Raw genomic sequence first — 14,196 nt, 5'->3', positions numbered from 1 at the left:
ATTACCAGCCAAGCACTGATTTCGACTGCTTCTTACGAATTTCAGTCTCATCTGCCCATTCAATCAAACCTGTTTCCAGATCCATTAAACGCATGGTCATTTTGTAGTAAACGTCTTCGTCGCTACCAGCACGTTTGTTGATGCTAGAAAGGTTGCCATACAGCATGTATTGCGCCCCTACCATCTTACCGAATTGGATCGCGGTGCCTGGGTTAACCAAAGCATCGTTGTTTTGGAAATCAAGTTGATCACGCACTGCATCAACGCGTGTCATGTCCACGAAACGGAACTTGCCAGATTTCAGCATACGGGTGCTGATGCTGTCAGTGATGGATTCCGTATCAATGTGTTCTGCTGTTTTGTTCTTGATGGATTCAACAAAGACAATTGGACGATCATTACGGGTAATGGCAGAAATCGCACCCGAAGAAAGCATGCTATCCGTCATATCAACGGCGATTTTTTGCAGGTCGGTTGAACCGAACTCGATGGTGGTGGTTTCCACTTCCTGCGCGTCACCGTAGCTCACTTTCTGCGAACATCCCCCCATGATGAGTGCGACACTCATCAGCGCTATTACGCTCTTATTCATTTTACTTTCCTGTTTTAGTCTCTATCAGACGTATCACTGAACGTTGCGCAATGACACACGAAAATTCTTAGCATTTGGATTTAACGCCACACCTTGAAGCGTCACCGTGTCGTTACCGTAGACGATAAACTGTCGCCAAGGTGATTTGCCACTGTCGACTTCTAGCCCTTGCTCGTCATACCAATTGAAACGGTATTGCAGGTTTTGTGACTCGCTGCTTTTGTTCGTCACCATGACTTGCGCCAACAAACGCTCGTTCACTTCACTGGTTTTTGCATTCCCAAATTCCAGAGATTTGCCCAGCACTTCATTGCCAAGGACGACGTTTTGGTTGCTGCTGTCTATGCTGATCCCGGACGTGTTTTGCGCACATCCACTTAAGACCATTGCTGCACTGAACAGTATCACTGAGATACGCATCAGATTCCTCCTAAATTACCCTGCCAATGCACAACATTTCCACCTTGTCGTGACAACCACAAGAGCGTTGTTTGGCCGGGATTGAGTGTTACGTTAATTGTCTTGCCATCAGCGGTTACTGCATGCTGTCCGGCGGTATAAAAACCACTGTAGACACCCGCGGTTTGTGGCAATGTTTGCCAACTGCGCGTGTCAGGTTGATCGCTCAACGCGTTGAAGATGCTTGCAACCAAGTTGCCCACACCACTTTCATCTTGTTCGGCTAATGACTTACGAACTTCGTTCTTCGCCACAACGCGTAATACTTGTCGAACCGCAATGGCTGGCATTGCCTCATTTAAAGACTGCTGTGCCATGGCGTTTACATCTGTCAACTGCGCCGGTGTGACTGCATTGCCGTCAATGGTTAAGGCCTTTTGAGGGGCGCTCGATGTTGAACGGTAGTATGGCAATGACACAGAGTACGACACCAGATTCCCGCGACTGTCATAAAGCCATAACGGCAAACGCCAAGCATCACGGGCATTCACAACACCCTGCTCGTTGATGATCACCAACTGTGCCTGGGCGTTAGACGGCTTTTTATATTTGCCGTACTGCTTCTCAAGCAACTTCAATTCGCTTTGTCGGCCTTGCTTAAACGCCACACGCATGGCGGCATTCGCAACAAACCGATTATCAGGCTCAACCGCAAGTGCTCGATTGTAATCAATAAATGCACCGTTCAAATTCCGTTCTGCTTCATACAGTAGACCGGAAAGATAGAAAAGGTATCCATTTTGAACGCTACTCAGCATTTTTCCCGCATCGGGGTAGCGAGAAAGGATCGCCCCCACATTGTCGGATATGCCGTTCTGTTTCACCGCGTTTTGGGTTTGCTCAAGTTCGCTTTCACGCAGCTTACGTGCTTCTTCTTGCACGCGGTTTGCGCGACGCACTTCAACCAACGCGCCTTCGAGATCGTTTTTCTGAAGGTAATCCAACATCAAGTAAAGATGCAAAAAACCCAATTCATAATCCGGCGGCGAATACGTCAGCATGTTGTCGTTACTCAGCAAGGAGCCGACCTGATTCAGCCCTTCCGACAATTGAATCACCGCCGCACGCTGCTGTTCAACCGCAGCGGCATCTGCCTTTTGAAGTGCTTCTTGGCTCACTGCCTTATCGCCCGCCAACATGGCAACGCGTCCACGTTCCATGCCATCCAAAACAGGACTGTCTGGCGTATCAGGAAGCGACGCTAACGCCGCGTTCCATTCACCTTGCTTGGCGAGTGCATGCGTACTTTGCAACGCCGCTGAATAGTGACTAAACAGCGATTGAACAGAAAGATTGGCGCACCCCACTAACGCTAGGCTTAACACAGCCACAGTCAGCGTTCGTGAACGCCCAATCCTCTGTTTTGTCGTTTTAACAGCAGCTTTCACTCGACATGAGAAAGCTGAATTAGCATGACGGCGCATTAACCGATGAGCATCGGGCCTAGAGGGCGGCCACCCACAAGGTGCATGTGAATGTGATAAACCTCTTGGCCACCATGAACATTGCAGTTCATGATCAAGCGATAGCCGTCTTCATCAATGCCTTCTTCTTTTGCCAGTTTGCGCGCAACCGTAAACATACGACCCAACGCCAATTCGTCATCAGCTTCAATGTCGTTCACTGTTGGGATCAGTTTGTTAGGGATGATGAGAATATGGCTCGGCGCACGAGGATTGATATCTCGAAATGCAGTCACGAGATCATCTTGATAAACCACGTCAGCAGGGATTTCCTTGCGAATGATTTTACTGAAAATGGTTTCTTCGGCCACGGGATACTCCAAATGAATGATTTCATGAAGTTGTCAGTATGCTAGAGACTGTCGCAATGAGCAATATTGAACAGTGTTTTTAAAGCGCATGTGTCTAGAATTGTTGCTCTTCGCTCACCCCCTTCCCTTTTTACCGCTGCAAAGTACCCATATCACCACGCACTTTTTCCATTTGTGTCATTGACCTGTTGTTTATTAACCAAACTCTCAGCAAATTTGCGAATCGGTTCAAATACTCGGAAGTCTGACGATTTTTTACCATAAAGATTTTGAAATACTGGCGGATGACATAGAAGAGCAACGCCTAAGCGTCGTGTGAGCGTCATGCCCACAAATAAATACGAGAGCAAAAGGCGCTTACGTATTGATTGCTGTATTTATTGCAACCCGCCATCTGTTTAGCGGGTGCATTTTAGGGAAGCACTAGAGCAGGCTCTGGTGGGAGGAATTCAAATGGCTAAAACGCGTCAAAGCTCCGTCATCCGCAGGATGTACGCTGGGTTTGCTGTGCTCGCCGTCAGTCTTGTGGCGACGAACACCCTCAATTTAAGCAGTTCGGAAAAAATTCACGGTCAACTTGAGGTCGTCACCTCTGAAGCATTGCCTTTGGTGTCTTTGTCTAACGAAGCCAGTGTCAGCCTGCTTGCCGCTGACAAAATCTTCAAAGACTACCTCACCAGCAGCAACGTGACCCAAAGCGAACAGGTGCTAAAGAAGTTTAACGCCGCACAACAAAAATTCGATGTTGCCTTGAGTCAGCTCTATACCGCGACATCACAACAAAAAGAGCTGACCTCTCAACTCGAATCCTTACGAGAAATAGAGAAACGTTATTTCTCTGAAGCCTCTGTTGCTATCAGCAATTATCAGCGTCAGCAAACCGCAAAAGAACAAGGTGTCACCGCTGCTCGCCAATTCCAGCGCATGAACACGGCACTCGCGCTAGGCATGCAGGATTTCATCGCGAACAATGGTTCAACAACGGTTAAAATCATTTCGAAGACCTATTTTAAAAAGTTGCAAGAAACCGAAACGCACACGTCTGATGCCCTCGCAAGCAACAAGTTGAATGACGTCACCAAAGCGATTGCTGAAAACAAACGCAGTGTTACGCAACTTAACTACTCGTTCCGCTCACTGAACTCTCAGTTGCCTGAGTTAACAGAGAAGTTCCAAAAAGACCTGGATGCGTTCACCCGCGATGTGAGCCGTGAAGGCGGCGTTTTGGATCAACATTACGCTTACCTTGTCGCCACCAATGAGCTTTACAGCAACATTGGTAATCTGGCTACAGAGGTTGATAACGCGATGGTCATTTTGGGGCAATTCCGCGAGCAAGCAAATTCCGTGATGGCTTCCTCTATCCAACAAGCAAACACCTCTTTTGAAAACGGTGTAAAGCAGACCATTTTCATTGGTGTATTGGTACTCGCGATCACCTTCTTCATCGGCTGGCACATTGCTCGCAGCGTGCGTAAGCCGTTGGTGAGTACGCTGTCTGTTCTTGAATCGTTGACGCAAGGTGACATGACCAAGCGCATTGATGTGAAAGAGCACAATGAATTCGGTCAGCTTGCCGATCACATCAATACGTTGGCGGCGAACCTGCAAGGCATTCTCCGTCAAATCCGTGATGCGGCAGAAGATCAAGCACAAGTGGCCGCTCAAAACCAAACCACCACGCTTGAGGCAAAAACGCAGCTTAACGAGCAGCGCCAACAAACCACCGCCGTGGCCGCTGCCATGACCGAAATGGAACACTCTGTCCAAGACGTTGCCAACAGCGCGCAACAAACCATGGATAAAGTGATGGAAGTGAGCGATGCCGCCGCGAAAGGTCGTGAGATCATGACGCGCAGCATCAGCACCACCCACCAGCTATCTTCCCGCCTGGATCAATCTGTTGCCGTGGTGTCGTCTTTACAAGAAATGTCTGCGAGCATTGAAACCATTCTCGATGTCATCAGCAACATTGCCGACCAAACGAACTTGCTCGCACTCAATGCCGCGATTGAAGCTGCCCGTGCTGGCGAACAAGGCCGAGGCTTTGCCGTCGTTGCTGACGAAGTACGCGTTCTCGCAAAACGCACCTCTGATTCCACCTCTGAAATCGAAGACATGATCAGCAAGCTGCAACAGCAATCTCGCGAAGCAGTGTCGGTAATGCAAGAGTGTGTGGATGAGATGAGCAACAGCGTCACGCAAGCATCGGACGCGAACTCTGCCATGGAAGAGATTGAAGCCATCATCATGATGATCAGCGACATGAGCAGCCAAATTGCGCAAGCCGCGTCAGAACAACGCACCACGTCCGCAGACATTGCCCGAAACGTGGAACACATCAGCTTCATTGCCGACAATAGCTACAGCGCAATGCAAAACGTCGCCGGGGCAAGTGAACGTTTAGACCAACAAGCCGTTAGCCAGAACGAATTGGTGCATAAATTTACGGTGTAATCGCCACACTGCTCCACAAACACAAACGGGCAGCGTCTCGCTGCCCGCTTTTATTGTGCTTTATCTGCGGGTTCACCGGCTTATGCGATAAAGGTGCCCTTTTTCATACTGATTGTCTGATTCACGGATGCGAGGCCAGCCCAATTTCCTTGCAACCGCTTGGCTTGCTGAATTGTCATTGGCGATAAACACCTGAACGCGTTCCAAATCCTTTGATGCCGGCATTGTTGCCACCACCATGCGACACATGTCCACGGCGTAGCCTTTCCCCCAGTGTGCTTTTAGCAAAAAATAAGCAAAATCTTCAACGCCATCGATGACTTTTATCCCGCAAAATCCGACGAGATCATTCGTGTCTTTTGTGCGGAATACATGCCGCGTTGCAGCGTTCAATTCCAATTCGAACCATTCTGATGCTTCTTCATCGGTCAAAGGCCTTCGAGGGCCAAGAAATCGCATCACCACGGGATCTTGAAGAAATTCAAATATCGCGCGCTTGTCTTCCAAACACAGTGACGAGATAACGAGGTTATCCAATGTGTTGTCCTCTACCTTCTTCTTTGCTTCAGTAGCATGCATGTGCTGTATTCACGCTGGCACACGCATTTCTATGTTGAGTTGCCCTTCAAGCCCCGCCTCGCGATGAACACGTAACGCATTGAAGTCGTCGCTGGATGTCATATCTAACAGAGCCTGCCGAGATGGATACTGCACAATCACCATCGCATCCCAAAGCTCATCTACATGGCCAATGATAAGCCCAGTCACTTCCGCAAAATAAACCACCTCTGCACCATAGCGCGCCAATACCTCTAGCATCGGCTGCCCATAAAGGTCATAAGCCTCTTTGCCACTTAACGTACAAGGACGACCATCCGCGTATTCTGCTTTCGCTTTGAACTTAAAAAGATTCAACAGCTGTATCGGCTTATCATCGTGCGCTTCATGCAGCGCTAACATTTGTGCGTCTGTTGGGTAAAGGGCGTTAGTGACGTTCATAGGAAACTGTCCATTTAAAGCAACTGTACCTCTCACCCTACTACGCACCAAAATGACATTAAAGCGCTGAGAATGAATATGTTATTGCTTAGTGCCACATCGCAAAAAGAGTGAAAGCCGTGTAAAGGGATGGCGGCGAACGCGACACCACATAGAGGGGAAATGAATGAAAACAACGAATCTTTTGATGTGACACACTTCGCATTTTCGTTCGATTAGTATACTATGCGCCACCCCAATTTTTCGGCTCAAGCCACCAGGTTATTATGTCGTTCAATACGTCCTCTGAAGCGTCGTCTAATGCTCTCTATACCGATTTGTCTGGCTACTATGATTTGATGTGCGTAGACATCAACTACGAAGCGCAAAGTCAAACTATTCACAGGCTGCATCAACTGTTTGGCAACAAAGGAAACCGCCACCTTGATCTTGCTTGTGGTACAGGTCCGCATGTTCGCTATTTCCTTGATTATGGCTATCAAAGCAGTGGATTGGACATCAACCAACCCATGTTAGATATCGCGCAATCACGTTGCCCTGAAGCGCAATTTTCACTTCAAGACATGTGTACGTTTACGGTGGATGAACCGAAAGATCTGATCACCTGTTTCCTGTATTCGATGCATTACAGCGGTGAAACAGAACGACTGAAAGCTTTAATTGAAAGCGCCTATCACGCACTGAGCCCTGAAGGCATTTTTTGCTTTAACGCGGTGGACAAAGACAAGATCAACAATGACTCGTTTGTTCGTCATAGTGCTGAAAAAGAAGGTAGCCATTTTGTGTTTCAGTCGTGCTGGCATTACGGCGGCGAGGGCGACAAACAATCGCTACGATTGAGTATAGAGAAAACAACCGAAAGCGAAACGCAAATCTGGCACGATGAACACCCAATGGTTGCGGTGAGCTTTAGCGAGTTACAAGACCTGCTCGCGCCTTACTTTGACGTTTACGTTTTCGAGCACGATTACGACAAAATCATTTCTTGGGATAACGCATCTGGCAATGCGCTGTTGGCCTGTGTGAAAAAGTCTTAATCGATTGCGTTATCGCTGCCACGTGTTTTCAACCACGTGGTAGTGATTCACATGGTGATCTGGCACCAGTTCGTAGTGAGCATCCTCAGGGTATAATTTAGCCACGTCGATATTCTCACCAGCAAATGCAGTAATACATTCGAGCGTTTCCCAGTACGTTATTAACGTAATTTCAACGCTTTCATCTACTTCCCGTTGAAATATCTGCGCACCGAGAAATCCAGGTGTCTCAGACGACTCTTTCACACCCGTCTCATACAAATACCCAATAGACCCTTCTTCATGCTTCTTTGGACACGTCGCTTTCCATTCCCTGGCGATCATATTTCTTCTCCCTGTTGTTTTTGAAACAGCCAAATCACACCCCACCCTAGCGTATACGCCAACAGATCAAGCCAATCAAATGTCGATCCGATAACGATGCTTGCGATTTTATTGCTTTGCAGACCGAGTACGTCCACTAAACGGAAATACTGACCAATTTCGACACAGTAGGCAAACGCCAACACAAACAGTGACAACACCAAAGGGCGAACCGAGAGAAATGCAGCGAGAAATGTGTACATCCATATCACGACCAACACATCACCGAGAAACGGACGAACAAAGCTGTCTCTGACGAACATGGCGATGCAGACAAGAATAACGAACAACACCATGCTCGTAAGAAAGTAATGTCTATTGAATGTGATCATAAACAGAAGGCGCGGAAATCGATTGATGAAAAGAAAAATATAGAGGCGTTATAACATGCGTTAAGAATACAAAAGCATGGTTTTTGTTTGTGAGTGAGTGCCTTAACGGACTTTAACAGCCCGTCAATTCAGCGGTCTATTCAAAAAGTGTGGTGCAAGTGCTGAAGGAGGCTCAATACCCCATGTACTTGTCGATCAAAATCTCAAGTTTATCTTCCAATGATGCTTCGAAATCATCCAAGCTTTTCTCTAGGCGTTCTAGATATTGCGAGGCTTGTGCTCGGCTCATTTTTTTCCCCATCACATTGAATTGCATCTCAGGAAGGGTTTTATCGTTTCTTGGCACGACATTCAGCGCAATGTAATCGGTATTTAACGCCAGCATGTCTTGTTCAATGTACTGACAAAAATCGTCTATCTTGCTGGCGCCTTGTGGCCCGAGGCACCCAGGTTCGAGACGACAAATAACACTTAACTTCATTCCTTCTGGTACAAGAGATGCGCTTCCCATGCAAAAAACTCCAAGCGTTTTCAGTTCATTATAAAAAGCAGAATAGTTCAAATCAGGAACAATCGCTCAATTGTTAAGCAAACCTTTTCAAATATTATTTACACCATTATAAATTCGAAAAGCCGTTAACACTGCTAATGCTTCAACGTGTAAATGCCTTATCCGCGCGGGAAAACAGCGCCATAACGCCTGACTTTTTTAATGACATGGGGGCATGATAAGACGCACCAAAATGACACTTGAGTGAGAAAGATGATGAAATACCGCGCCTTTTACTCTATTATCCTGCCGCCTGAGCGCAAGCGTTTGCTTTTTTCTCACATTCCTTGCTGACAGGCTCCAATCCGATATTTTAGCTATGGAGGGACGCCTTAATGACCACACTAACAATTACACGCCCTGACGACTGGCATGTTCACCTTCGCGATGGTGACGTACTGACAAATACCGTCAAAGACATCAGCCGCTACAATGGTCGCGCGCTCATCATGCCAAACACCGTTCCTCCTGTTACAAACACCGAAATGGCCATCGCTTACCGCGATCGCATCATGGCTGAAAAACCTTCTGCACAGTTCGAACCCCTCATGGCGCTTTACCTCACCGACAACACCACCCCTGACGAAATCAGAAAAGCGAAAGCATCAGGTGTTGTGGTAGCGGCGAAACTCTACCCAGCAGGCGCAACAACCAACTCAGATTCAGGTGTTACATCAGCACGCAAAATCTACCCTGTGTTAGAAGCGATGCAAGAAGTCGGCATGTTACTGCTTGTTCACGGTGAGGTTACGCATCATGACGTTGATATTTTCGACCGCGAAAAGGCGTTCCTCGATACCGTATTAGCGCCTATCGTTAACGATTTCCCGGGGCTAAAAATCGTTCTTGAGCACATCACTACAGCAGATGCGGCAAATTTTGTGAAAAATGCCAACGACAACGTTGCTGCAACCATCACAGCGCACCACCTGATGTATAACCGCAACCATATGCTTGTTGGTGGCATTAAGCCGCACTTTTACTGCTTACCAATCCTAAAGCGCAACACCCACCAAAAAGCCTTGGTTGAAGCCGCCACCAGTGGCAGCAAAAAATTCTTCTTGGGCACTGACTCAGCACCTCACGCCAAAGGCGCGAAAGAATCGGCCTGTGGTTGCGCCGGATCTTACACCGCACATGCTGCCCTTGAACTTTACGCAGAAGTATTTGAGCAAGAAGGCAAGCTGGATAACTTGGAAGCGTTTGCTAGCCAAAACGGCCCAGACTTCTATGGCCTTCCACGTAACAGTGACACGGTAACACTGACCAAAGAAGAGTGGTCAGTTGCCGACACCATGCCGTTTGGTTCAGATGTTGTTGTGCCTATTCGCGCAGGCGAAAGCATTAGTTGGACAGTGAAATAAGCCACGTTGACCAACAAAAAAAGCCGAGTGCAGTGATGCACTCGGCTTTTTTATTTCGAAAAACCCATCACTCATATTTGGCTAAAAACTGCTCTCGCGTGATTTTGTATAAACAGTGCCGCTCTAGCGGATGTCCTTTTGGTAGCATCGGATGATCAAAGTCATTATGGCTGTTCACCATACCAATTTTTATCATTACCCCCTGAGAGGGCACATTATCTAACGCGGTAAACGCATATACCGATGATAAATTAAGCTCGTCAAAGGCAAACCTCAATGCCCTCTCGGCAGCTTCAGACGCGTAGCCTTTCCCCCAGAATTCTGACGCTAAACGCCAACCGACTTCAACAAGAGGCGCTTGAGGAATACCACTATTCTCGTCCTGCGTATGGAGGCCAACTAAACCAATAAACTGCCCCGCGTCTTTAAGCTCAACCGCCCAGAAACCCCAGCCCCTCTCTGAAATAAGAGACTGTGATCGCTTTGCGAGTGCATCACTTTCTGAGCGAGATAATTGAGCCGGAAAATAGCGCATGACTTCTGGGCTTGCATTCAATGCAGCAAAAGCCGAGTAATCATCCTCTTTCCATTGCCTGAGCAAGAGTCTGGTGGTTTCTAAGGTCATGATGCCTCTCTCTGAGTAAAGAGCTGGAAATGGGCCGTGATTACGCTTTTTCGACAATCAGATAGGTATGAAGCTCTGGATATTGATCAAACTCCAAGTGTCTGATCACACAACCTAGTTCGATGAATAGAGACAAAAAGCCATTCGTGCCTAACGAAGAATAGTAAACTTCTGGCCCCATATAATCGTCAGTGTGGTCGCCTTCAGCGGCGGTACCGCCGAAAGAAAAGATAAACACACCGCCCACATTCAGATTCTCGATAATTTTGGTGAGCACTGCGCGTTGCTCCGAGAGCGGGATATGCCAAATACTGTCCCATGCTGTAATGAAGTCATACTTTTCAGGCAGGGTATATTCGCAAATATCCGCCAGAACAAAGTCGGTATCAGGATAGCGCTTTTGCGCAATTTTTAGCATTTCGGTCGAAACATCAAGCCCTGTTGGCGTAAAGCCTTCATGAGACAACAGCTCGATAAAACGGCCTGTGCAACCACAGTCAATATCCAGCGCTTTTCCTCGCGCATCAACAAACGCGATGGCTTTCTTGTGCTGCTCAATACCGTTGTTCATGTTGAAGCGCTCACTCTCCCAAAGGTGAGTGATTTGGTTATAAGCCTGACCTATCTGCTGCGGTTTCACGCCATGCGCTCCTTTTTGGGCGGTTTTGGTGAGAAGCAGCGCGCTTAGTAGTCCAGCCGCCGGCGCTCTGTGACCGTCTATTTGTGTTTTAGCATGACATATCTACGCCAGTAAGGAATGGCTGGAACGCGAAAAATTAGCCTTACGGTTTTCATTTGTTTCACTTTCTGAGGAGTAACGAGGATTTCAGGCTGTATTTACATGATGAAAAAGATCCCGCATCACGACAGAGCACTCTGGTTCTCCAAATAGAAATTGGAGTCAGATTTTTGGTTCATGGTCTGAGCTGCTTTAATGATCTTAAAATAAATCAGAAACCTATCGCCTTTATACATACTATACCTCGGTGGCTACACTCCCGTCAGGCATAATCGTTCCAATGGTATAGGCTTGCTCCAGCATACTGTCATCTATGATCGCTCCTCGAAGATCAGCCCCCGATAGGTAGGTATTTTTGTCCATCAAGACACCAGTTAGATTTGCGCCCTTCAAATTGGCGCCTGATAGATTGGCCCCTTTCATGTTGCAAAAAAGAAACGAGCCCTTTTCCAAATTGGATGATGAAAGATTAGCCTTGGCCAGGGTGACAAATGACATGTCTATTTTCGGCGCATAGACACTCACCAACAACGCTTTGTCTAACCGCGCTTTGGTAAAATTTGCCCCTGCCAGCGATGATTCCGTCAGGTCTGCCTCACTCAAGTTGGAATCACTCAGGTCAGCACCATCCAATGATATTTTCATCAAACACACTTCTGCCAGATCCAGTCTGTTCATTGCGCATTTCTTTTCGTTTAGGCGCTCCATCGCAATCTGCCTCGCCCGGGATGTTTTTACGCCGTGGGAGCTATCAATCGTTTTCCAACATTCTAAAATTCCGGCTTTTTCTGCATCGTTATTACCCCGAAGCATCGTCAGGATTAACAGCACCAATGAGCAGGCACTGAGTAACCTTGTCCAATTCGGCACCCCATATATGGCGGCAATTTCCAATACCACCACAGACAGTGCCAACCAAAAGGCCAATAGCTTTGGCACTGGCAGAGAATACAGCCATGCCAAAGCGCCCGTTTTTACGGGTTTCTTGACTGTCTCAGTGGCGCTTTGGTTTTGTGCTTTCGCTTTTGCTGCACCCTCTTGCATTATCTTTGCGGCGTTGCTGTAAACCTCTGACCAAGCAGCTGCGTAATCATCCGTCCATTCCTCTCCTAGCTCTTCCTCGAACGTTTGAAGTAAGGTTTGACCGACTATCGAATAATGCGACTCCAGCACACCGTAAGACAAGTGCCGCTGCCCCAGTGGTCCCAGCATATTCTGCAACTTTTCCGGATCATGCAAAGCGGCAACCATTGCCGTCAGCGCCGCAAGTAATTTGTCGGCCATTTTTGTCATCGAGGTATTCGCGAAAAGTGGCATCAGGTGCGGCGAATGCTCTGAAATCCGTTGATAGAAAAGCTCTGCGAACTTCTTTCCATCGGGCAGTTTCGCAAAGCTTTCTTCAACCAATTTAATCGTATCCATATTTACAATTAACCTTTGAAAAAACGACCAAATAAAACGAAAGTATAAGCAAAAAAAAACACTCTATTCACTCTGAGTTCGACAAAACCGTATCGACCACGTGCAAGTATAAATTCCTATACGACTTGTATGCTTTTAATGCCTAACTCCAACCAAACATGAAGTGCGGTTATTTAAACTCGCCTCATCCATAATCATCATACAAAACGTTACATTAATAACTTTGTTATTTTTATACCGCACAACAAACCCTTTATTGGTTTTATTCAGACATAACAAAATTAAATTTAAAACGAAATTAAAGAAAATGTGATATGGCCTTCCTAACCAGGGACAGACAGTCTTCCTAATTGGGGACAGGCGTCCTAACCAGGGACAGACAGTCTTCCTAATTGGGAACAGGCGCGTTTAAAATTCATCCCAGTTGAAAATCCAGAAAGACGCATTTTCTCTGTCGAGCACGTCATTCTGCAGACCAAAGCTATCATAGCGCTCAGTCGGAGAAGAAATTACGGAGTTTGACTGAATGACACGCAGCAAAAACCTCAGGCTAACGCCTGAGACATCGTTTGTTCTAGAGGAGAGTTTTTATTAGCGGTTTGGCAACCGAAAGCCGGAAAATCGCTTCCGCTGCAGGTGAGGTAACGCAGACTTTATAGCGGCTTCTGTGCCGACAATACTACCTTGCTCAATTTGCGTGCATGTGGTCAACCAACTTTTGGCATCAAACCCTAGCCTTTCGAGCAGTGGCGGCGAAGTAATATCGATATGTCCACGTTTATCGTCCCGCACTTGCCTTCCTGTCCAATCAACCAATGCGAGGTAATCCATTAGCCGAAAAGGAATACCATCTGGCATATTCTCTCGTGGGTTGCCTGCAAAAGGAAACAAGCCTGGTGGAGAGGTTTTATTACTTTCTATCGCATCAATGCGCGCTTTCACGCTCGTATAATCCGACGTTTCTGGTGTCTCGGCAATTGCTGCACGTACAGGGTTCAAGTCGACATAGGCCATGGCTGCGGCGACGGCTTTCTCATCAAGCAATGCTTGGCTTTTAAAGCGCCCTTCCCAGAAATGTCCGGTACAGTTGTCCTCTCTATTCGCTTCTGAGGCAACGTGTTGATTGATCAGACGCATAAACCAACTGATTGATACAAGCCGCTCTCGCCACGCTTCAATAATCTCATTGCACCTTTCAGTTTCCGCCTCAGACAGTTTATCTCCCTGAATAAAGCGTCGAATTAACGCGGGTCCATGATGAAAAGCGAGCCAACGTTCAACCACCTCTATATTTGACAGCGCTTTTGCCTTTTCAGCATTGATATGCAAAACCACATGATAATGATTACTCATGATGGCGTAAGCGCATACATCGATACAAAACGCACCTGCCAGTGCAAGTAGTCGTTTTTCAATCCACTCTCGACGATGTTCGTAACTTTGTTGCGCTTGCTCATCATAGCCACAGAGAAATGACCGACGA

16 protein-coding genes are annotated in these 14,196 nt (G+C 47.1%); 3 read left to right on the top strand and 13 right to left on the bottom strand.

Translation table 11 applies throughout. The features are described from left to right. Position 1: 1 nt before the first annotated feature. From lpoB to hinT, 4 genes are read right to left on the bottom strand one after another with little or no spacing between them, the layout of a single operon-like run. Positions 2-592 carry a penicillin-binding protein activator LpoB gene (lpoB, locus tag EQP46_RS04910; protein WP_017009067.1) on the bottom strand — a complete coding sequence of 197 codons (591 nt, stop codon included), beginning with the start codon at positions 590-592 and terminating at the stop codon, positions 2-4. A 33-nt stretch (positions 593-625) separates the two neighbouring features. After that, positions 626-1,012: a YcfL family putative periplasmic lipoprotein gene (locus EQP46_RS04905; protein WP_017009066.1), complete on the bottom strand. Its 387-nt coding sequence runs from the start codon at positions 1,010-1,012 to the stop codon at positions 626-628. Next, positions 1,012-2,475: a COG3014 family protein gene (locus EQP46_RS04900; protein WP_129492586.1), complete on the bottom strand. Its 1,464-nt coding sequence runs from the start codon at positions 2,473-2,475 to the stop codon at positions 1,012-1,014. The genes EQP46_RS04905 and EQP46_RS04900 overlap by 1 nt, the downstream gene beginning before the upstream one ends. Beyond that, positions 2,475-2,825, bottom strand: coding sequence for a purine nucleoside phosphoramidase (hinT, locus tag EQP46_RS04895; protein ID WP_102318925.1), 351 nt, complete (start codon positions 2,823-2,825; stop codon positions 2,475-2,477). Before hinT ends, EQP46_RS04900 begins: the two co-directional genes overlap by 1 nt. A 453-nt stretch (positions 2,826-3,278) precedes the next feature. Here hinT and EQP46_RS04890 point away from each other — a divergent pair, with 453 nt between their 5' ends. Next, complete coding sequence (locus EQP46_RS04890) at positions 3,279-5,282, top strand: methyl-accepting chemotaxis protein (protein ID WP_129492585.1); 2,004 nt, start codon at positions 3,279-3,281, stop codon at positions 5,280-5,282. A 72-nt stretch (positions 5,283-5,354) separates the two neighbouring features. Here EQP46_RS04890 and EQP46_RS04885 read toward each other — a convergent pair whose 3' ends face one another. Beyond that, positions 5,355-5,861 carry a GNAT family N-acetyltransferase gene (locus tag EQP46_RS04885; protein ID WP_240671653.1) on the bottom strand — a complete coding sequence of 169 codons (507 nt, stop codon included), beginning with the start codon at positions 5,859-5,861 and terminating at the stop codon, positions 5,355-5,357. Between the two features lie 9 nt (positions 5,862-5,870). Beyond that, a complete protein-coding gene (locus EQP46_RS04880) occupies positions 5,871-6,281 on the bottom strand; it encodes a DUF1330 domain-containing protein (RefSeq protein ID WP_129492584.1) in 411 nt (136 codons plus the stop codon). Between the two features lie 266 nt (positions 6,282-6,547). Between EQP46_RS04880 and EQP46_RS04875 the strand changes: the two genes are divergently transcribed. Next, positions 6,548-7,318, top strand: coding sequence for a class I SAM-dependent DNA methyltransferase (locus tag EQP46_RS04875; protein ID WP_129492583.1), 771 nt, complete (start codon positions 6,548-6,550; stop codon positions 7,316-7,318). A 9-nt stretch (positions 7,319-7,327) separates the two neighbouring features. Here EQP46_RS04875 and EQP46_RS24195 read toward each other — a convergent pair whose 3' ends face one another. The 3 genes from EQP46_RS24195 to EQP46_RS04860 form a co-directional block, all read right to left on the bottom strand. After that, complete coding sequence (locus EQP46_RS24195) at positions 7,328-7,642, bottom strand: antibiotic biosynthesis monooxygenase family protein (protein ID WP_167482750.1); 315 nt, start codon at positions 7,640-7,642, stop codon at positions 7,328-7,330. Continuing rightward, on the bottom strand, positions 7,639-7,977 hold the full coding sequence (locus EQP46_RS04865; protein ID WP_129492928.1) for a ribosomal maturation YjgA family protein: 339 nt from the start codon (positions 7,975-7,977) through the stop codon (positions 7,639-7,641). Before EQP46_RS04865 ends, EQP46_RS24195 begins: the two co-directional genes overlap by 4 nt. A gap of 208 nt (positions 7,978-8,185) precedes the next feature. Continuing rightward, positions 8,186-8,524 carry a hypothetical protein gene (locus EQP46_RS04860; RefSeq protein WP_129492582.1) on the bottom strand — a complete coding sequence of 113 codons (339 nt, stop codon included), beginning with the start codon at positions 8,522-8,524 and terminating at the stop codon, positions 8,186-8,188. 374 nt (positions 8,525-8,898) lie between these two features. Between EQP46_RS04860 and pyrC the strand changes: the two genes are divergently transcribed. Continuing rightward, positions 8,899-9,927 (top strand): dihydroorotase, encoded by a 1,029-nt coding sequence (pyrC, locus tag EQP46_RS04855; protein WP_129492581.1) that lies wholly within the window; start codon positions 8,899-8,901, stop codon positions 9,925-9,927. 67 nt (positions 9,928-9,994) lie between these two features. On the opposite strand, the gene EQP46_RS04850 is transcribed toward pyrC, so the two are convergent. The 4 genes from EQP46_RS04850 to EQP46_RS04835 form a co-directional block, all read right to left on the bottom strand. After that, the gene (locus tag EQP46_RS04850; RefSeq protein WP_129492580.1) at positions 9,995-10,552 is read right to left on the bottom strand and encodes a GNAT family N-acetyltransferase; all 558 of its coding nucleotides are present in this window, start codon (positions 10,550-10,552) and stop codon (positions 9,995-9,997) included. A gap of 40 nt (positions 10,553-10,592) precedes the next feature. After that, positions 10,593-11,192, bottom strand: coding sequence for a class I SAM-dependent methyltransferase (locus EQP46_RS04845; RefSeq protein ID WP_129492579.1), 600 nt, complete (start codon positions 11,190-11,192; stop codon positions 10,593-10,595). A 336-nt stretch (positions 11,193-11,528) separates the two neighbouring features. Further along, on the bottom strand, positions 11,529-12,713 hold the full coding sequence (locus EQP46_RS04840) for a pentapeptide repeat-containing protein (RefSeq protein WP_129492578.1): 1,185 nt from the start codon (positions 12,711-12,713) through the stop codon (positions 11,529-11,531). Between the two features lie 591 nt (positions 12,714-13,304). Then, a partial coding sequence (locus tag EQP46_RS04835; RefSeq protein WP_129492577.1) for a transposase occupies positions 13,305-14,196 on the bottom strand: 892 nt, incomplete at its 5' end.

The organism is Enterovibrio baiacu (assembly GCF_004120195.1).
GTDB classification, from domain to species: Bacteria; Pseudomonadota; Gammaproteobacteria; order Enterobacterales; family Vibrionaceae; genus Enterovibrio; species Enterovibrio baiacui.
This window is presented reverse-complemented; position numbering and strand designations above follow the sequence as displayed.